This is a genomic window from Petrotoga halophila DSM 16923, assembly GCF_002924615.1.
Window position 1 is genome coordinate 1 of sequence record NZ_JALY01000237.1, and the last position, 20,109, is coordinate 20,109.

A 20,109-nucleotide genomic window follows, 5' to 3' on the forward strand; every position below is an offset into this window, starting at 1 on the left:
GGTGAAAGGGCGCTGCATCTATCGTTTTAAAGTTTCCCAAGACAGTATAAGATTTAAATACAGTCGAATTAAGCAGGTGAACAACATGGTTCAGGACAAATTAGAATTCCTAAAAGATTTGTGTAAAAAATATAAAATAGGGTTAGTCTATTTGTTTGGTTCGCAGAAAGAAAAGGCTTATCAGTTGCTAAAAAACAATGATGATTACAATATAAAAATAGATGATCCCCTCACAGACATAGATGTGGGAATAGTTTTTTTGTTTGATTTGGATAATATAAAGCACAGATACAAGCTTTATGCGAGTATATACAATGAATTAGAAGAATTATTTAAACCTTACAAATTGGATCTGGTTTTTTTACAAGAAACTCATTCTGTATTCCAGACTGAAGCTTTAAAAGGCATATGTGTATATAGTGAATCAGAAAGTTTTAAAGATGAATACGAAATGATGATATTAAGGCGTGCTGCGGATTTTAAATATGTCCTCGATTTATACCATAAAGAAGTATTAGAAAATTCGAGGAGAAATGAAATATCTCAAAAAAGTTCTACATTCTCGATTATGGCTTCTCCCCTTTCCTTCAAGATCCGCTGGGCATTCTTGCTACCGATATTTCTCACTTTGGTCAGAGGTATCCTCAAATATTCCCCTTCAATTTTAAAAACCTTTGCCTCACTCTTGTAAAGATCCGGTCTTAAAAAGCCAAAACCTCTCTTTCTCATCTCGTAGGCGGTCTTAAGTGTGGAATAAAAGTTGGACTCTTCGTAATTATGTTGGTATTCGTTTCTTGAAAGCTTCTTAATCATCTGAACCGTCAATGCTTCATCCATTATAATATCAATATCAAAAAACCTTGCTCTAATAGTGAAATAAACGCTGTAAAACTCAAGAGGATAATAAAGTTTGTAAAACGCTATCTTGTACGCCATTATCATGTAGGCAACCGCATGGGCCTTTGGGAATAGATAATGAATCTTCTTCAGAGAATCAAGATACCATTCGGGAGCTTCTGAATGATCTATCGCCTTCAGTTCTTTCTCTGTAAGCTCTTTACCCTTTCTCACTTTTTCCATAATCATAAAGGCCGTTTTTGGTTCCACTCCAAAATACTCAAGCGTTGTCAAAATATCGTCTCTGCAGCTAACGATCTGATCGATACCTGCAACATTCTTCAAAACTATCTCGCGGGCGTTGTTGAACCAAATATCCGTTCCGTGTGCCAGTGAATTCGTCCTACACAGATCGTAAAAAGTTTTGGGCTTTGTCTCGGTGAGCATCTTATGGGAGAAAGGTGTCCAAACTTCTGGTACACCCAACGTTCCAATCTCCGTACCTATCTCCGAAAGATCCACTCCCAACTCCTTCGTAGAAGAGAAAAGTGAGAGAACCCGCTCATCGTGCATCGAAATATTGTTGTAATCGTAACCGGTTAGATCCTTAAGCATTTTTAAAAATGTTGGACCATCGTGAGACAACACATCTATTTTCAGCAAATCATTTTCTAAAGCCTTAAAATCGTAATGTGTCGTAACGATACCAATCTCAGGAGAATTTGCAGAATACTGATAGGGAGTAAAATCGTGAACATCGTACTCTTGAGGGATTATTATCATAGCCGATGGATGTTGACCTGTATTCAACTTTGTTCCTTTAATTTTTTGAGAAGCCCAAAAAAGATGTGCAAAATTCATATCTTCATCCTTGAAATAATTGAACGCTATCTTCAAAGCGTTGTACCTTGAGATGGTACTTATCGTACCTGCCTTGTAACAATAGTTCCTACCAAATTTCTCTTCCAAGAACCTTTGTATATCGTTGAAGATCTCAGCCGAAAAATTTACGTCTATATCTGGGATCTTCTCACCAGAATACCCCATAAAAACCTCAAACCTTATATTATGTCCGTCGGAGTTCAAAATCGCACCACAATTTGGGCATGACTTCTCTTTTAAATCAAAACCACTCAAGTTTAAATCCTCACTGAACTCTATAAACCCACAACTCTCACAAAAATAATGTGGTGGCAAAGGATTAACCTCAGTTATCCCCAAAAGAAAAGCGACAAGCGAAGAACCAACTGACCCCCTCGAACCGATCGGATAGCCCATCTCTAAAGACTTCTTGACCATATCGGCTGAGATCAAAAATATCACAGCATACCCGTTATCTATTATACTTTTCAATTCCTTCTCTATCCTATCTATAATTATACGGTGCAACTTTTCTCCATACATCTTTTTTGCGTTGTTATAAACGATATCTCTCAAATTTTGGTCGGCAGAGGGGATAATAGGCGCCTTCAATTTAAGATCAAAAGGAGCAAATTCCTCTACCTCACCAGCGATTTTATTCGGATTTTTTACAACGATTTCCTTTGCAATGCCGTGCTTTTTAAAGATCTCAAATGCCGCATCGTACATCTGAGAAGTGCTTCTCAAATAATTAATACTTCGCGTAGCCTTCCTTGGGTTACTCTTTGTGGAAGTACCAAAGATCATAGCGTTTAAATACTCTCGATCTTCTTCTCTCAAATAATGAACATCACCCGACATAACAACAGGCTTTTTTAAAGCTTTTGCAATCTCATACACTGTTTTAGAATAATCGATAATCTTACCCTTCTCCAAACACAAATCGTTATAACAATCCCTTGGGAAAAGCTCTATATAATCAAAAAAAGTTACCCATTCCTTTAAATCGTCAGTAGAATACTTATTCAGAAAATCGTAAAGCAAAAATCCATCCAATGAAGAACCCAAAAGTAGCCCTCTTCTTAAATTCTTCAAATCAGAAAGTGAAATTATCGCACTTTTATTCACAACGTTCATATGTGAAATCGATACTATTTTATAAAGATTCTTCAACCCCTCTTTATTCTTAACCAGCACATTCACGTGTTTTACGATTCCTCTTCTCTCATCGTGCACATTCAGCTCACAACCAAAAATTGCTTTTATACCCTTTTTCTTAGCATACTCATAGAAATAAGGAATTATCTGCACATTCTCGTTATCCGTAATGGCAACCGCCTTTTGCCCAAACGAAGAAACAGCATCCACTAACTCCTCCATATCCAATATGGACAACTTTGAGCTCATCTTTGAATGCGCATGAAGTTCAACCCTCTTTTCTACCGAAAGATCATGCCAAACCGAAGGAACAGCAACTTTTATTGTGTCCACTTTCAAACAATAACTCCCCATTTCACTATCGTACTCTAATACCCCTTCAAATCTAAACCACTCATCTTTCCTTGAGCTCGTTCGGGGCGTTTTGTTGTTTTCTGACTTACACAAAAAAGAATAGCTATAATCAGTAACAAACAAATAATAAAAATCCTTTGCCTCATCAACATAAAAAATTTTGCCTTTTATACTAATCTTCTTATTAAAAAACCCTTCTTCCTGCCCTTTAATATCCGAAAGATTATTAAAAAAATACACAAAACTTCCTCCTTAGGCATACGTATATATAACATTATACACAGTTTTACCTAAGAAGTCAACAATGGGTTTGCACTGGGTGGGAAGCGAGGTAAAGAGCTCCTTCACTTCATCCTTATGGGTGGGCTGCAGGGAGAAGTCCTACATTTTCATTCCTAATGGGTGGGGGGAGCAGGGTGAAAGGGAAAGCCTTTTGCTCATCCTTAGAGGGTGGGCTGCGAGGCGAAGGGGCGCAAACTTAGATAGAATAAATATTTTAGAAACTTCATAATTTTTAAAAATAAGTTTTTGATTTTCAAAGGGGCACAGGGCGAAGCCTTCCCACCCAGCCTGGTGAAAGGGCGCTAATAAAAAGTAGGAGGCAGATAAATAATTATCTGCCTTCATTCCGATCAATATCACTTAACTACTTCTTTGGTTTATCTTTTGGCTTATCTTTCTTTTTCTTTTTTTCCTCTGCCATGACCCTTCCTCCTCCGGGCAAAAAGCCCTGTTAATGGAACCCTTATACCAATAACCAAAACATATAAAAATCTTACAAATATTATACCATACTAAAAATTAAAAGCAACAGTTTTTAGCAAAAATTTTTGGCAAAAATATCGCTTTCGGAAAACTCTGCTAAAAATCCCTCAATTTCAGTCGATAAAAATAGGATAAACAATTACTTAAAAAGAAATATTAAAAGGCCATAAAATACTATCATCCTCATGGGTGGGGTACAGGGTGAAGCCCTCCACCACGAGGGTCTAAGGGGCCGCAGGCCTCTTCTTTAGAGGGCGGGCTGTGGGGCGAAGGGGCGCTATTTATCAAGTTTTAGAACTTCTAAAGACAACTTCAAAAGCTAAGGAGGATTCCCATGTACGAAGAAATCTTTGAATTGATAAACAAAGGAGAAATAAACAAAGCTCAAGAACAAATAGAAAAAATATCCGATGATGATCCGAAAAAATACAACTTAAAAGGACTAATACACTTCAACAAAAAAGAACTAGAAAAAGCCAAAGAACAATTCGAAGAAGGATTAAAAATAAACCCTATTGACTCAGACATATTATTCAACTATGGGTATTTACTAAAAGAAATGAATCAAGAAATGGAGTCATGGAGATACCTCATGAGGATACACGACAAAGATTGGGCAACTTATGATCTATTAGGAGACATAGAATTCAAAGACAGAAGCAAATTAGCATCTCTAAGATTTTACCTAAAAGCAGCAGAACTAACTAATAACCCACAAATGAAAAAGAAGTTCTTAGAAATAAGAAACAAGATAAAAAAAGACACAAAGATAGCCTTCCTTTGCCTTCCTGTCTTAGACAACTTCCTAAAAGACATAGTAGAAACCTTCTCGCTTGGATACGATGTCAAACTCGTAGTATCAACAGACGCAAACGAAATAACACAAGCGATAAAATGGGCGGACATAGTCTGGCTCGAATGGGCAAATGACTTAGCAATATTTGCAACTAACAAAGTCCCTGAAATAGCAAATAAAAAAGTTATTTGTAGATTGCATAGTTACGAAGTCTTTACGGACATGCCTGAAAAAATAAATTGGGGAAATATTGATCAATTGATCTTTGTAGCAAATTCGATGAAAATAATTTTTCATAAATTACATCCTAATCTTGATCTTCAATCATGCAAAGAAGAAATTGTTTACAACGGGGTTGACTTAGACAAATTCAAATTCTCTATACACAAACCAGGATACAACTTAGCTGTGTTAGCTCATATAAACTACAAAAAGAACCCAGCTGAATGGATTCAAATAATAAGTAAATTAAAAGAAATAGATAAACAATATAAACTGCACATTGGAGGAGATTTTCAAGACCCTAGATACAAAGTATACTTTGAACACATAAAAAAAGAAATGAAAATGGAAGACAATTTCATTCTACATGGTTGGATAAACGAAGTAGAAAAATTTTTAGAAGATAAAAACTACATAATTTCAACAAGCATACATGAAGGCCATCCTTACAACATTTTAGAAAGCATGGCAAGAGGAATAAAACCAGTAATTTTAAATTATAGTGGTTCAAAAGAACAATGGCCTAATGAGCTTATATATAACACAATCGATGAAGCGGTAGAAAAAGTAACAGAAGAAACTTACGACTCAGAAAGTTACCGTAGGTTTATCGAAGATAATTACACGTTGGAGGAACAAATTAATGCATTAGAAACAGTACTAAATACCTTAGAAAAAGTTAATAAGAAAATAAATAAAAGGGTGCCGAAGATCAGAAAAACTTATTTTTAGATTATATGATTCCCAAATTTATAGAATTTACACCATACACAGACAAATACATTGATTCTTTCGATTTTGAAGGTTCTAAAATTAGAATTGGAAAGGTAGAAAAAATTACAGATGAGGTTAGCCTTATTGAATTTATAGTGAAAAATAAAAAGGGTCAACAATTAGCATTGCAAAATATTTGGTATAATCATTCTACTAAGCAAATAACTTTCCCAGATTATATCTCATTAAGTAAAAATAAAAAGAAAATTCAAAATTTTGTATATCAGATGCTCAAATCCAGGTTAAGTTACATTGGCAATATAGGTGGATTCATCAACGATGAAGAAATTCTAGAAGATATAAAAGAAAATCAATTAGCTTACAATTGGGAAAGAGGAATACCTGCTACACAGTTTATGCCTGCCTTTGGATATTTAAAAACGAGGTTACGTTATAGTTTTGTTTCTAAATTTATTAAAGAATGTGATGTTATTTTAGATGCTGCTTGTGGATTTGGCTATGGTTCAGCCTATTTCTCAAAATTTTGCAATAAAGTATATGCTTTAGATTTAGCTGAAGATAATATAAAATTTGGAGAAAACACTTATTCCTTCAAAAATATCAATTGGATATTAGGCGACGTCACTGCATTACCTTTTGAAAATGATAAATTTGACGTTTATGTCTCTTTTGAAACTTTTGAGCATTTGCCATTGAATACTATTGATAATTATATTGAAAAAGCAATTAGGGTCGTTAAAAAAGATGGTCTATTTATATTATCAACTCCAAATAGAGAAACAAGACAGAATATACATAATCCTTTTCATATAAAAGAATATAGTATTCAAGAGTTAAGCTCAATTTTAAAACAATACTTTAAGAATATAAAATTTTTCTCACAAGTCAATTTTACTGTCACAGAAGGTTACAATGAACATGCATTTAATTTTATTGCTGTTTGTACAAATAGTAAATTGCTTGGTTTGAAATAATAAAATTTGATACCCACTTCATAAATAGGTAAAACCAAAGATTAACGAAAAGTAAAGTAAGTTAAGGCAAGAAGAAAAAGAACTAAAATATTGGATAATTATCCAAAATACTCTTTGAAAATCGGATAAATTCTAGAAAAATTGAAAAGTAATCAGAATTGAATGTTTCTTGGGGAGAATACGTGTGAATATAGAAGACACTATATGCATATTAAACGAAGGGGGAAGTAGAATGTCCACAAAAAAAGTATTAGAAAACTATATTCAACTAATAGAAACAGAGCATTTTTCAAAATATGAGAAGGATTTTGCACATAAGATACAAATGGGGTTACTTGAGGGATATCAACGAGGAGTTTATGAGCCAAAAATGGTCTCAAATGTAGAAGCAATCATAAATAAGGAGAATGGATTATCAGATGTAGAAGCAATCATAGATAATGTGAATAGATTATCAGATGTAAAAGCAATCATAAATAAGGGGAATGGATTCTCGGCATCTGTTAATAGATTTCACATTTCTACTAAAGGTATTTTTATTCACGGAAATAAGTCTCAGGTTGAATTTGAATACTCTGATGGTAGTAAAACTCAACGAGAGTTAGGAGATTTGATCTTCATTATCTCGATTATTTATAATAATAAAAAATATTTTGAAAAACTTACAATAACTCAGTTTAAAAAATCTACAGAAAAACCCCAATGGTATTTTAACAAAAAAGATAAAAATGATAAATATCCAGACAAAGAGCAACTTTACCTCCTTGCAAGATTTCCTACTTTTAAGGGGGCAAAAGGTTCTATTATTCCGATGAAAGAGTATAACCTATCAAACTATACCAATTGTTTAGGGTCATACGGATTGTTATATAAACCTGGAGATTTTGCTTTTACAAGTGCCAGGATTGTGGAGGTGCTTCTAAGAAATAGTAAGAGTATAAGTATAGAGCGTATACTACCATCAACTGATTTTTATGAACCTTTAATGTTTTGCCCAACCAACCTTTTTCACTTTAGAAATACAGGAAAATTATGTTATATAGAGTATAGACCGTATAGGCATTATCTTAGAAAGCCTTTTTTCTGCTATCCAATTTTTCAAAATAATTTCCTCCCAGTTATAGGTAATTCCATTAGTTCTTCCAACGTGCATGAATTTACGGAGAAATATTTAAGAGCATTAATAGGTGAACTTACTTTTGCCTATGGGTTTTCCTATAACCGACCAGCATTTCAATTCTTAAAAGATTTGATGATGGCATTTAGGACAAAAGCCAAAAGAGAAAAAAATAAAGAAATAAAAGATGAAATTCTAAAATTTGTTGACTCTTTTTACCAGCACGATTACAGAGAAAGACAAGGAGAAGGGGGAGGGCAAGGAGAACAAGGTTTTGGAGACTTTGATTATGAGGGTGGAGGCATAGGTATAATTCACACAATGATCAACTTAGGAGAGGGTGAATAATAATGGCGACGGCGTATAACAGCCTGTTTGAAATTCCCTTGACTTATTCAAATGCCTTGGACACTTTGCAGACACACAGAACTTTATACGCAATTCGAAAATTTGCCTTTCATGAAAAGAATAAGGTAAAGCATGACGATGTTGGCGCCTTTGTTTAACTACATAGGAGAAAAAGAGATAATGAAATTGCTACGCTTCTTTCATCTAACGAAAGTTAAACAAAATTTTTCTTGGTTCTATTCCAGAAAGGATGGATAAAAAAATGAAATATGAAGAAAGGATAAAATAACCTGGTATCCTTATATAAGGAAGAACACAAAAAAGGACAAAATACCTGCTATTAAAAAATCTTAACAACCTTATCAAGAAAGGTTATGTCAGGATCGATGAATTGATGAAATATAAGTATCTTGACACAGTTCAATGCTATGGATTGGTAGTTGAGTTTAAAAAAACATTCGATCACAAGAAACCTTTTTACGCAGACAAGCATTTTCTGTTTTTCTTTATTATCCTAGCTAAACTTAATTTAACTCCAGCTTAATTACCCACTATTTTCGTGATAGAACCTATAAAATTTTTCTCACAAGTCAATTTTACTGTCACAGAAGGTTACAATGAACATGCATTTAATTTTATTGCTGTTTGTACAAATAGTAAATTGCTTGGTTTGAAATAGTAAAATTTAATGCTAGAAGTGATTTCAGGAGGGGAAAAAATGAATGGAAACCCAATTTTCATATTAGGTTCACACAAATCAGGCTCTAGTTTATTGCGCAATCTTTTTGATGGACATAGCGAACTTTTCGTCATTCCTATAGAAGCACACTTTTTCCAATATAATGGATATTGGATCGATTATGGTATCAGACGTCAGATGCCTGTTGATTTAACGGAAGGACAGATAATTAATAATTATGTTTCTGCAATAAAAATAGCTAACACAACTCCTGGAGGTTATTCCGATAGCGATACTCGAGGTAGGTGGGACGTTGAAAAGTTTGAAGAAAAAATAAAAAAAGGGAAAAATTATAATAACATAAAAAGCTCAATTATAAATTATATTGAAGCAATGTATTATTCTATATATGGCGCAGAGTTGCCAGAAGATAAAAGAGTGGTTGAAAAATCAGTTGAAAATGCTGAATTTGCGATCGATTTAAAAACAATTTTTCCAAATGCAAAATTTATTCATATCGTTAGAAATCCATACGCCACTTTGGTAGCCATTAGAAAATTTAAATCTCAACAAGGTTATCCTTTTTTAAAGTGGATTATTGAAAGCATGTATAATAGCTATTATTATCTTGAAAAAAACCAAAGATTATTTTCAAAAAAAGATTATTTAGTTTTAAAATATGAGGATTTAGTTACTCAACCGAAAATGATCATTAAGAGGATAATTACTTTTTTAGACTTACCAGAAGAAAAAATTCTGTATATTCCAACAGTTCAAAAAAAGTTATGGGAAGGCAATAGCACCAGCGGAGAAAAATTCAAATCTATTTCTTCGAAAAGATTAAATAAATGGAAAGATGAAATATATCCCTTAGAGGCACAGATTATTAATTTCAAATTTACATTTATTCTTAAAAAATATGGTTACGAAGTTATAACCAAAGTTAAAGAAAGGTACCCTGAAGATAAAAAAAGTATTGATATGTATAACTTTAATGCTAATTTTCTAAAACTGTTATAAGATTCTAATATATCTCTTATAAAAATATTTAATAATTAAGCTAGAGCGAAATTAAGCTTATTGATTAACTACCCACACTTTTGAGGAGAGAATCAATAAAAGGCCAATAATGCCTTCTGATTATGTCAAAGGGTGATTATGAGCAGTTAAAGGAAGTTCTAGCTGTGTTCAAAAAAAGAAAAAGAGCAAAAAAGATATAGAAAACACTAAAGTTTTTGGAAAACTGTTCGATAATATGTATGAAAATCCTTAGCGCTAAGGGAAAAATCCTTGTCCAAGGAAGGGCAAGAAACAAAAAATCACATGGAGGTGTATAAATTATGAGGATTAATCACAACATTAGTGCATTGAATGCATGGAGATCGATGGATCAAGTAAACCAATCTATGGGTAAAACACTTGAAAGACTTTCTTCTGGTTTAAGGATCAACAGAGCAGGAGACGATGCAGCAGGATTAGCAATATCCGAAAAAATGAGAGGTCAGATTAAAGGTTTAGAAACTGCTGTTAAAAATGCACAAGACTCTATATCTTTGATACAAACAGCAGAAGGGGCATTGACAGAAACACACTCTATACTTCAAAGAATGAGAGAATTATCGGTTCAAGCTGCATCAGATACCAACACAGACGTTGATAGAAATCAAATACAGTTAGAATTAGATCAACTAAGAGAAGAGATCGATAGGATTTCAAGAACCACAGAGTTCAACACACAGAAATTGCTTGATGGTAAGATTGAATCGTTCCGAGGTACAGAAGATATCAAAGTTGTTACAGGAGGAAACATAGATCTTAAAGTTGTTGGAGTAGGTGGGGCATTCTCAGCCACGCTGTCCAGCACAAATGCCAACGGTACGTACACGGGGACTTACACAATAACTCCTGATGTAGAAGGCACTTACGTCGTAGAAGTAGGACAGTTACAGGGTGCAGAAACTTCTGCTTTGGATGTTAGAATAACCCAAATAAGAGCTGATGGAACTGCGTCAGGAATAGCCACCTTAGGAGCCGGACATGTTCTTCTTACTACTACTCTGACAGATTCGTATACTCTTTATAGTGCTGCTGGTGTTGGTACTACTGATTTTGCTATAAGTACGGTGGTTAATTTGGCTTCCTTTACATGGGATTCCTCAACTTTTAATATCGATGATTTTGGAGGATCGTTACCTTTAAATGAAATTGTAGACAGTGCCGTTGTTAGAGTTGAAGCAACTAACACCGCTGCTAATCAACTTGTTTTCCAAATAGGGGCGAATGAAGGTCACAACATCGTGCTTGGAATAGACGATATGAGTGCAGGAGCTCTTGGGCTCAACGAAAAGTCACTTAAAGCAACGGATCAAGATAGCGCTGAAAGATCGATAATGATTGTGGACGCTGCAATTCACAAAGTAAGTACAGCAAGGGCTTCACTTGGGGCTGCCCAAAACAGATTGGAACATACTATATCCAACTTGGGTGTAGCATCGGAGAACTTAACTGCAGCAGAAAGCAGAATCAGAGACGCAGATATGGCAAAAGAGATGATGGATTTTACAAAGCAACAGATACTCTTGCAAGCATCGAATGCAATGTTAGCACAAGCGAATACAATTCCACAAAATGTGTTGCAGTTGTTGCGATAAAGGGGAAGTTTAGAGAGGGCCTTCGGCCCTCTTTTTGTTTATGAGTAGTTTCTTTTATCTATTCCCGCCCGCCGCCCCTTATGGAATTTTTTCTTTGATTAGAAAAGACCCCTTTAAGGAATTTTTTCTTTGAATAGAGACCCCCCTAAGGAATTAAATATGTTGAACAAGAATGATATAATAGATGTAGTTTTTTGATGGGAGGAAAGTGCATGAGTTCTGATAATAAAAAATTGTTGTCTGTTGCTATGATCGTTAAGGACGAAGAGGCTAATATTAGACGCGCCTTAGAGGTTATTAAGGATGTGGCAGATGAGATAATCGTTGTTGATACCGGGTCTACGGATAGAACACCCCAGATAGTTAAAGAGTATACCGATAAGTTGTACTTTCATGAGTGGCAGAATGATTTTTCTGAGGCTCGAAACTATTCTTTGAAGTTTCCAACCTGTGAGTGGGTTTTGATATACGATGCGGATGAAGAGGCATCAGAATCGTTTAAAAAAAATATAAGAGAGTTTCTTATTAAACAGACAAAAGATGTTAACACTGTCTATATACCAACAATAAGTTATATGGATATTGACTACACAAGAACTGAAGTAGCTTCGACTCCAAGAATTTTTAGAAAAGGTACTATTGAATACAAAAACGTTGTACATAATCAAGCTATATATAAACCAAAAATCGTTCGAGGTAATTTTCCGATTCTCCATTACGGTTACATCTGGACAAGGGTTTTGAAGAGAAAGAAGTATGAAAGAACCAGTACTTTAATAAGAGAGCAGCTAAAGGAAGCGAAACATCCTATAGAGAGGTTGTATTACTTAGTTCAGTTGTACAAAACAGAGTCTATCGGAGGGTATACTTATAAGAAGAACCAAGTCGCTTGGGAGACGTTGGCAGAGATAAAGAAAGTGGGCAGAGTTCCTGCCATAGGTCTTGAGTTTTTGTACTTGTTTGGATTGGACTGCGTGTTTGGGGGTTTAAAAGACCTGGGTAAGGAATTGCTACAAAAGTGTATAGATGCTACCCCTCAGTATCCTGATCCTTACTTTGGCATGATGGCTTTGTACGAAAGATCATGCGATTGGGATGAGCTAATCGAGTGGGGAGAAAAGTTTTTTAAAGTCTTAGATGAAGCTATGAAAAATGTAGAGAATTTTGATTGGACTATCATGTCTTTTAAGCAAGTGCCTTTGGCACACATTTTGATGGCTCGTGCAATGTTGAAAAGAAAAGATTTTGAAGGGTTCAATAATCATATTTCCCTTGCATTTGGTGAAGATGAGAACATTACTATTGATAAAAAGAATTTGTATGTTTTGTTGAACGATATTAAAGAGGGTGTTGAAGATAAAAAAGACAGCCTCACGGCAGATAAGGAAGAGTGGGAAAAGGTATTACCCGGGTTTAAAGTTATGGTTGAAGGTGTAGAAAAATCAGGAATTGTTATTTATTATGACAACATCGTTGAAAAAATTGCTGAATTAGAAGTGGAAGTCGATGAAAACTTGTTAGATAAATTATCTTGTAGAAATGAACTTTCAAAATACATAATAAAGAAGATGAAGACATCAGAAGACCAACTTTTAGATTTTATCACTAAAGATGATTATCTTAATTTTGTAGAAAAAAACGGTATACCTGGAATTTTGCTTTTTTATTCAGTTTTGCAAAACACAAAAGATACTGTTGATACGTTGAAGACCCTTTCTACTTTAAGAAAGATTGAAGACGAAAAGATTCAAGGGGTTTTATACGCCTTATTAGGGGATTGTTATCTGAGATTGAAAAGGTTCAAAGAAGCTCTGACTCAGTATAAAAAGTCTTTAGAAATACTTCCTGATCTTTCACGGTTTATTAAGCCTATAATTGAGGATTTGAGCACTAAGTTGGACCCTGAGATGGATGGGGTTTACGAAGAGATATATGCCCATTTTGCTTCTGGGAAAGAATTCATTTTCGATATTATGGGGTACATTGGGCAAGAGAATGCACAAAAACTTTATCTTATTTCTGATGCTCCATTGGCTTTGTATATTTCGGGGATATCTTTTATTCAAAAAGATCCACAAAAGGCTGAAATGTTGTTGAAAAAAGTAGAAAATATAGAAGAATTTCCTTTTTATTATTATAGGCTTGCTAAGATATATGAAAAAAAAGATATTAAAAAAGCCTTTGATTTGCATCTAAAAGCTGTAGAAGAGAATAACAAACTTGCTGATATATCGTTTGGCAGATACAGTTATTCTGGGCTTTATCCAAATACTCAGATTAGTTTTATGAAAAGTGACGATGAAATGATTTGGGTGGGGAATATTTCCGAAAAGTTTTCCCAGTTAGGAATTATTCATCCCATTCGAAGTTGGAAGAGATCAGATACTTTGATGTACGCTTCCCCTTATCCTTCTGATGAGGCTTTGAGGATTTACGAAGAGCGTGAGAAAGGAGCTTACAAGTCTATTCCTTTGGAGATCAAAAAGGAAATTATTTTAAAGGGGCTAATTGATAGCGGTTTTAAAGATGTCAAGGTTCTTGGAGTTGATAAAGAGAAGTATGAAAGTGTTTTTGAAGATTTGGGTGTTTCTGTAAAAGATAATTCTAACAATATTTTAATTGTAGGAGAGTTTGAGAAAAATTATAATGTGAGTGATATTTTAAAGAAAGCAAGAAATGTTTTAGCCTTTGTGTATGTTCCTGATTTAAAGGATAGAGAGAACGTGGTTTGGTTTATTCCAAAGTTTAGGGTGCTTAGAACAACGAGCCAGTTGATTTCGTTATTTGAGAAAGAAGGGTTTAAGGTTTCAAAGGTTGAGGCTATCGATGGAAATTTGAGATGTTTTCAAGCTTATAAAGAGTAATTTTTACTTTCATTGACAAGATTTAAAATATATTGTATAATAGTTTAGAAGAGTTTTGGGGCGCTTAGCTCAGTGGGAGAGCGTCTGCTTCACGCGCAGAAGGTCGTAGGTTCAAACCCTACAGCGCCCACCACTTTTTTGTACTTCTTTAAGTTTTTTCAGCTTTCCGCATACCTCCAGGTACTCACTCAAGAATCTAAGAAAGATAAATTTTTTATTAAAAAAATATAAATATTTTTTTAATTTGCTTTCTTCAGTAATAATATATCATCAAAAAATACCATAAATACCTAATTTTAAGCATTTTCAACAAAAAATTTTAAAATTTTGCGAATTTGCAAGTTTTGTGTATAATCGAAAAAAGTGAGTAAATATATTCATTACCATTTATTAGCAATAATGAAATATATTTCATTGAATTGTTTACTATGAAGATAATTTCTTGTTGTTTGTTCTTTCTTAAGTATACCGGGGAAAAGCCAAAAGGAGGAGGTAACCATGCGAGACTCTATTGAATTAACCCAAGAAAATTATGTTGACAGCATAATTGAAAGGGTAGTTGTAAAGAATCCTGGAGAAACTGAGTTTCACCAGGCGGTACGTGAGGTTCTTGAAAGTATAAAACCAGTTGTTGAACTGTATCCTGAATTTGAGAAAGACGGGATTTTAGAAAGGTTAACTGAGCCTGAAAGGCAGATTATCTTTCGCGTTCCATGGGTAGATGATCAAGGTAACGTTCATGTTAATAGGGGATACAGAATTGAATTTAACTCCGCATTAGGGCCTTATAAAGGGGGATTGCGTTTTCATCCCACTGTATACCCAGGAATCATGAAGTTTCTTGCATTTGAACAAACTTTCAAAAATGCTTTAACTGGAAGGCCTATAGGTGGAGCAAAAGGTGGCAGTGACTTCGATCCAAAGGGGAAGTCAGATTCCGAAGTTATGAGATTTTGTCAAAGTTTTATGACTGAACTATATAGACATATAGGGGCACAAACGGATATTCCAGCAGGAGATATAGGTGTTGGGAACAGAGAAATTGGGTATCTCTTTGGTCAATACAAAAGAATTACCAACCGTTTTGAAGCTGGCACCCTAACAGGAAAAGGTGTAGATTGGGGTGGAAGTTTAGCGAGAACAGAAGCAACAGGGTATGGATTGGTTTATTTTGTTGAAGAAATGCTAAAAGATGTTGGTGAAACATTTGAAGGCAAGAAGATAGTAGTTTCTGGATCTGGAAACGTGGCTATTTACACTGCTCAAAAAGTTGTAGAACTCGGTGGAAAGGTTATAGCCCTTAGTGATTCTGACGGAATGGTATACGATCCAGAAGGAATAGATTTAAATTCTGTAATTGAGATAAAAGAAAAAAGAAGGGGAAGAATAGTTGAGTATCTCAAAACTCATCCTTCGGCAGAGTATAACGATAACAGTAAAAATATTTGGAAAATTGAATGTGATATTGCCTTCCCATGTGCCACTCAAAACGAAATTGATATAGAAGAAGCAAAAACACTTGTGAATAACGGTGTTTTAGTGGTAGCAGAAGGTGCTAATATGCCGTGCACCCCAGAAGCTATTGAATGTTTCCAAAAAAATAACGTTATGTTTGCCCCAGCTAAAGCTGCCAACGCTGGCGGTGTTGCTACCTCTGCCTTAGAAATGACTCAGAATAGTATGTGGGAGTCTTGGAGTTTTGAAGAGGTAGATAAAAAACTACGAGAGATAATGAAGAACATCTACAGTAGTATAAAGACGACAGCTGAAGAGTACAAGAAAGACGGAGATCTTGTTTTTGGGGCTAATGTGACGGCTTTTCTAAAGGTAGCAAGAGCAATGATGGATCAAGGGATCGTTTAAAAATACCCCCAGATGGGGGTATTTTTTAAAGCTTTCCTAATTCTTTGAAGATCTCTTTTACTACTTTGATGTCTTGGCTATGCTCTGGATCATCTCCCGGGGTTTCAAGTATCAGAGGTAGCTTAGATATTTCATCGAAAGAGAGGAAGGTTTTAAATCCTTCTTTTCCTATGTATCCTTTGCCTATAAATTCGTGTCTGTCTTTAGCAGCGCCTACGTCATATTTTGAGTCATTTAGATGAATCATTTTTAGTTTATTTAAACCGATGTATTTGTCAATTTCGTCTAATAGTCGTTGTACCTCTTCTTTTTTTCTTATGTCGTAGTTAGAATCGAATCCATGGCAGGTATCATAAGTTATACCTAATCTTTCTTTCCATGGTGAATTGTTTATTATTCTTCCCAGTTGTTCCATGGAGTATCCTATGTTTGAACCTTTTTGTGCAACGTTTTCGAGCAAGATAGTTACTTTTGTATTTTGAACTTCTTTGAAGATGGTATCTAACCCTTCTAATATTTTGCTTATGCCGAATTCTTCTCCTTCGCCTAAATGGCTTCCTGGGTGGAAGTTGTAGTGGTGTATTCCTAATTGGTCTGTGGCTTTTATTTCTTCTATCATTGCATTTATGGATTTTTCTCTGATGTCGTCTTTTGGAGAGGCGAGGTTTATTAAGTAGCTTGAATGAACTAAGACGTCTTCAAAATTTATGTTGAATTCGTTCATTGCGTTTTTGAAGCCTTCTACATCGCTTTCTTTTGGTGGGTTTACTTTCCAAACCCGTGGTGAACTTGTGAAGATTTGGAAGGTGTTGCCTCCTATGTTTGCTGTGTCAGGAGGGACTTTTTTGAAGCCTTTTGAGATTTTCATATGTGCGCCGATTTTTATCATTTTTTTCACTCCTAGTCTTTTGATATGCGGCCCTTCCCCGGGCGTTAAGGGGCAAGCCCCTTAAGATCCACAAAACCTAATTTTGTTTTAAAAATTTTTTGCATAAACCAACAAAAGGGCAAGCCCCTTAAAAAACCCCAAATTCAAAGTCAAAATCATTTAAAAACATAGTTTGCATACTGCAGCAAACAGGGCTTCGCCCTTAAACCCCACCCTATACCCATTCTATATCATTTTGTAGAATTTTCTTTGCTATTTCTTTGTCGAGGTTTGCGATAACACCTATGTTAGCGAATATGTAATTTTTGTCGTAGGCGAAGGTTACCTCTTTTGATGGTAGTAATAGGTCATCTGAATTTTTTAACTGTTTTAAGCTTTCAAATATTTCCTTTTTGTATTTCGACCTTGATAGTATTCCTCCGGTGCCAAAGATGATTTTAACCGCGGTTAGATCTTTTCCCTGAGCCACCTTTTTTCTTCCGGTGGGAGTAAAGATGTAATCAATTCTTCCAGCGTGTCTTTTTAGGGATGTCAAGAAACAAAACTTTGCCAAGTAAGTTGCAAATTTTTCTTGTTCATCGTTTTGTGGATAAGGGGATAGATTTTTTAGTATCTCTTCGTAGTTTTCAAAGTCCTTTTTTATTTGTTCTTTGCCTATCATTTCAACAACGTTATGTGCGTTTATGTATATTCCCATGTCTCCATCGACTGTTCTTTTAGAACGGGGTTGTGGAGATACTAAAATCTTTTGAATTTCTGGTGAGCCATCGGTAACAGAGTCTATATCAGTAGTAGCTCCTCCAATGTCAACTGTTAGAACATCTCCATACAGTTCATTTAGTAATTCAGTGGTGTTCATAACAGCCGCAGGGGTAGGAATGACTTCTTCATCCACTACATCATAGATTTTTTCCATACCTGGGGCATGAATTATGTGTTTTGAGAAAACCTCTTGGATTATTTTTCTTGCCGGTTCAACGTTGAGGTGATCTATTTTAGGGTAGACGTTTTCTGTTATGATTATATTTTTGTTCTTTTCTTTGAAGATTTCTTCTATTTCTTCTTTTACAGCAGTGTTTCCTGCGTATATTATGGGGATGTCTAAAGGCAAGTTAGAGAGTAATTCAGCGTTGTAAAGAACGGTTTCTTCTTCTCCGTAATCGACTCCACCTGATAAGAGAATCAATTTTGGTTTAATCTTTAAAATTTGCTTCAAATGGGTTTCTCTAAGTTTGCCGGATGTTATGTATTTTAAAATAGCCCCAGCCCCTAATGCCGCTTCTTTCGCTGCCCTGACTGTCATATCGTATACCAATCCATGGACCGTCATACTTAGCCCACCGGCAGCAGAAGAGGTTGCTAAAAATTTTTCCCAACTTATTTTATCATTAACTTTTTCTTCCATATTTTTTAGTGCCTTTTCTATTCCAATGGTTACATCACCTTTGTCTATGGTTGTGTAACTTTCTGTTTGAGCTATTAGTTTAACGCTCTTTTCCATGAGCTGGTAAGCTGTGATCACGGTTGTTGTACTTCCTATCTCAGCTACTAATAAATCAATTTTCATACGTTTTCCTTCTCCAAATCCATTAGGAACTTTCTAAGTATTTCAACCGCCTTTTGCAAATCGTCCATAGAAGCTGCAAAAGAAAGTCTGATGTGCCCATCGCAAAAGAAAGCCGAACCTGGGACGACTGCCAGACCATAATCGAGTAATTTTTCACAGAATTCTTTATCGTTTAATCCATACTTCGATATGTCGATAAAATAATAGAAGGCACCTTTTGGTTTGTCAAGTGTTAAACCGAGTTTTTTGAATTCTTCGTACAAGTAGTCCCTTCTTTTTTTGAATTCTTCTACCATGTAAGAATTGTCTATTTCTAAAGCTTTGAGTGCAGCATATTGAGAGGGTGTGTTCACATTAGAAGTTGAATGAGATTGAATTTTAGCCATCTGAGTTATGATTTTTTCGTTGGCAATCGTATATCCCACTCTCCATCCCGTCATTGACCAGGTTTTTGAGAAACTGTTTATAAATATTGTTCTATCTCTTGATTTTTCAAAGTTTGCCATAGAGGTGTAGTTACCGTCATAAACAAGGGCATCATATACTTCATCACTTAAGATTATAAAGTCATGATCGATGGAGAGTTTTGAGATAAAGCTCAAAAACTCTTTATCGTAAACCACACCTGTTGGGTTGTTGGGAGAATTAATTATAATAGCTTTTGTTTTTTTGGTGATGGCTTTTTCTAACTGTTTTTTTTCTGGTATGTAGTTATTTTCTTTCGTAGTTTTAACGTGAACGGGAATTCCACCAACCATTCTGATTTGTGCGTCGTAACTGACCCAAGATGGATCAATCACTATTATTTCATCGCCCGGGTTTGTTATCAAAAAGAGCGAGTTAAATAGAGCTTGCTTTCCTCCATTAGTTACGATTACGTTGTTCTCATTGTAATTAGTTGAGTATTTTTTATTTATATATTGAGCTATCTTTTGTCTGAGTTCTTTTATTCCTTTGTTGTCCGTGTATTTGGTTTTTCCTTCTTTCATGGCTTGGTAAGCTGCGTTTATTATAGGTTGCGGAGTCTCAAAATCAGGTTCTCCAGCTGTCAGCCTGACTATTTCGTACCCTTTGTTTTGTAGTTCTAAAGCCTTTGAGTTTAACTCGATAGTTGCAGATGGTTGTAATGATTCTATTTTAGTAGAAAATTTCATAGAAGCCTCCTTTCAATTGTTGAGGGCTTTACCCTGAACCCTTTTAAAATTGAAACCTTATTTTTGAAAGAGGAAATTTTTTGTAAGCTATGTTTAGTCTTTATTAGCGCCCCTTCGCCCCGCAGCCCGCCCACAGTTAGCCCACTTCAGTTTTTTTCTAAAATGCCAACGTTTTCGATGTGGTATGAGTGTGGAAACATATCAAATGGTTGAACTGATTTTAGAGTGAATCCATTTTTTGTAAATATATTGAGATCTCTGGCAAAAGTTGAAGG

12 protein-coding genes, 1 tRNA gene and 1 pseudogene are annotated in these 20,109 nt (G+C 35.0%); 10 read left to right on the plus strand and 4 right to left on the minus strand.

All coding sequences use genetic code 11. The features are described 5' to 3' along the window. Positions 1–85: 85 nt before the first annotated feature. Positions 86–370, plus strand: a pseudogene (locus AA81_RS14615) (nucleotidyltransferase domain-containing protein); the annotation flags it as partial. A 173-nt stretch (positions 371–543) separates the two neighbouring features. Here AA81_RS14615 and AA81_RS14620 read toward each other — a convergent pair. Continuing rightward, complete coding sequence (locus tag AA81_RS14620; RefSeq protein WP_103899102.1) at positions 544–3,450, minus strand: PolC-type DNA polymerase III; 2,907 nt, start codon at positions 3,448–3,450, stop codon at positions 544–546. Between the two features lie 859 nt (positions 3,451–4,309). On the opposite strand from AA81_RS14620, the gene AA81_RS11555 reads away from it, so the two are divergent. The 9 genes from AA81_RS11555 (at position 4,310) to gdhA (ending at position 16,224) form a co-directional block, all read left to right on the plus strand. Then, positions 4,310–5,725 (plus strand): glycosyltransferase, encoded by a 1,416-nt coding sequence (locus tag AA81_RS11555; protein WP_103899103.1) that lies wholly within the window; start codon positions 4,310–4,312, stop codon positions 5,723–5,725. Between the two features lie 5 nt (positions 5,726–5,730). Next, entirely contained in the window at positions 5,731–6,702 is a 972-nt protein-coding gene (locus AA81_RS11560) for a class I SAM-dependent methyltransferase (protein WP_103899104.1), read from the plus strand. Positions 6,703–6,934: 232 nt separating this feature from the next. Continuing rightward, a complete protein-coding gene (locus AA81_RS11565) occupies positions 6,935–8,167 on the plus strand; it encodes a hypothetical protein (RefSeq protein ID WP_103899105.1) in 1,233 nt (410 codons plus the stop codon). A 2-nt stretch (positions 8,168–8,169) separates the two neighbouring features. Continuing rightward, the gene (locus tag AA81_RS14290; RefSeq protein ID WP_169999764.1) at positions 8,170–8,325 is read left to right on the plus strand and encodes a hypothetical protein; all 156 of its coding nucleotides are present in this window, start codon (positions 8,170–8,172) and stop codon (positions 8,323–8,325) included. 560 nt (positions 8,326–8,885) lie between these two features. Further along, positions 8,886–9,866 carry a sulfotransferase family protein gene (locus AA81_RS11570; protein WP_169999766.1) on the plus strand — a complete coding sequence of 327 codons (981 nt, stop codon included), beginning with the start codon at positions 8,886–8,888 and terminating at the stop codon, positions 9,864–9,866. Positions 9,867–10,186: 320 nt separating this feature from the next. After that, positions 10,187–11,497: a flagellin N-terminal helical domain-containing protein gene (locus AA81_RS14725; protein ID WP_103899107.1), complete on the plus strand. Its 1,311-nt coding sequence runs from the start codon at positions 10,187–10,189 to the stop codon at positions 11,495–11,497. A 212-nt stretch (positions 11,498–11,709) separates the two neighbouring features. Further along, entirely contained in the window at positions 11,710–14,361 is a 2,652-nt protein-coding gene (locus tag AA81_RS11580) for a glycosyltransferase (protein ID WP_103899108.1), read from the plus strand. Positions 14,362–14,419: 58 nt separating this feature from the next. Continuing rightward, positions 14,420–14,494: transfer RNA gene (locus AA81_RS11585), tRNA-Val, on the plus strand. Positions 14,495–14,859: 365 nt separating this feature from the next. Next, positions 14,860–16,224, plus strand: a complete 1,365-nt coding sequence (gene gdhA / locus AA81_RS11590; RefSeq protein WP_103899109.1) for an NADP-specific glutamate dehydrogenase — start codon at positions 14,860–14,862, stop codon at positions 16,222–16,224. Between the two features lie 25 nt (positions 16,225–16,249). On the opposite strand, the gene AA81_RS11595 is transcribed toward gdhA, so the two are convergent. The 3 genes from AA81_RS11595 to aspC all read right to left on the minus strand — a co-directional run bounded on the left by AA81_RS11595 (position 16,250) and on the right by aspC (position 19,834). Continuing rightward, complete coding sequence (locus AA81_RS11595; RefSeq protein WP_103899110.1) at positions 16,250–17,113, minus strand: deoxyribonuclease IV; 864 nt, start codon at positions 17,111–17,113, stop codon at positions 16,250–16,252. A gap of 214 nt (positions 17,114–17,327) precedes the next feature. Next, positions 17,328–18,680, minus strand: coding sequence for a GlmL-related ornithine degradation protein (locus tag AA81_RS11600; protein WP_103899111.1), 1,353 nt, complete (start codon positions 18,678–18,680; stop codon positions 17,328–17,330). Then, positions 18,677–19,834, minus strand: coding sequence for an aspartate aminotransferase (gene aspC / locus AA81_RS11605; protein ID WP_103899112.1), 1,158 nt, complete (start codon positions 19,832–19,834; stop codon positions 18,677–18,679). The genes AA81_RS11600 and aspC overlap by 4 nt, the downstream gene beginning before the upstream one ends. Positions 19,835–20,109: the final 275 nt, after the last annotated feature.

Bases quoted from the DNA above. Each gene is read 5' to 3' on its own strand.
- AA81_RS11555 (WP_103899103.1), top strand. From the start codon at position 4,310: ATGTACGAAGAAATCTTTGAATTGATAAACAAAGGAGAAATAAACAAA.
- AA81_RS11560 (WP_103899104.1), top strand. From the start codon at position 5,731: ATGATTCCCAAATTTATAGAATTTACACCATACACAGACAAATACATT.
- AA81_RS11565 (WP_103899105.1), top strand. From the start codon at position 6,935: ATGTCCACAAAAAAAGTATTAGAAAACTATATTCAACTAATAGAAACA.
- AA81_RS14290 (WP_169999764.1), top strand. From the start codon at position 8,170: ATGGCGACGGCGTATAACAGCCTGTTTGAAATTCCCTTGACTTATTCA.
- AA81_RS11570 (WP_169999766.1), top strand. From the start codon at position 8,886: ATGAATGGAAACCCAATTTTCATATTAGGTTCACACAAATCAGGCTCT.
- AA81_RS14725 (WP_103899107.1), top strand. From the start codon at position 10,187: ATGAGGATTAATCACAACATTAGTGCATTGAATGCATGGAGATCGATG.
- AA81_RS11580 (WP_103899108.1), top strand. From the start codon at position 11,710: ATGAGTTCTGATAATAAAAAATTGTTGTCTGTTGCTATGATCGTTAAG.
- gdhA (WP_103899109.1), top strand. From the start codon at position 14,860: ATGCGAGACTCTATTGAATTAACCCAAGAAAATTATGTTGACAGCATA.
- AA81_RS11595 (WP_103899110.1), bottom strand. From the start codon at position 17,113: ATGATAAAAATCGGCGCACATATGAAAATCTCAAAAGGCTTCAAAAAA.
- AA81_RS11600 (WP_103899111.1), bottom strand. From the start codon at position 18,680: ATGAAAATTGATTTATTAGTAGCTGAGATAGGAAGTACAACAACCGTG.
- aspC (WP_103899112.1), bottom strand. From the start codon at position 19,834: ATGAAATTTTCTACTAAAATAGAATCATTACAACCATCTGCAACTATC.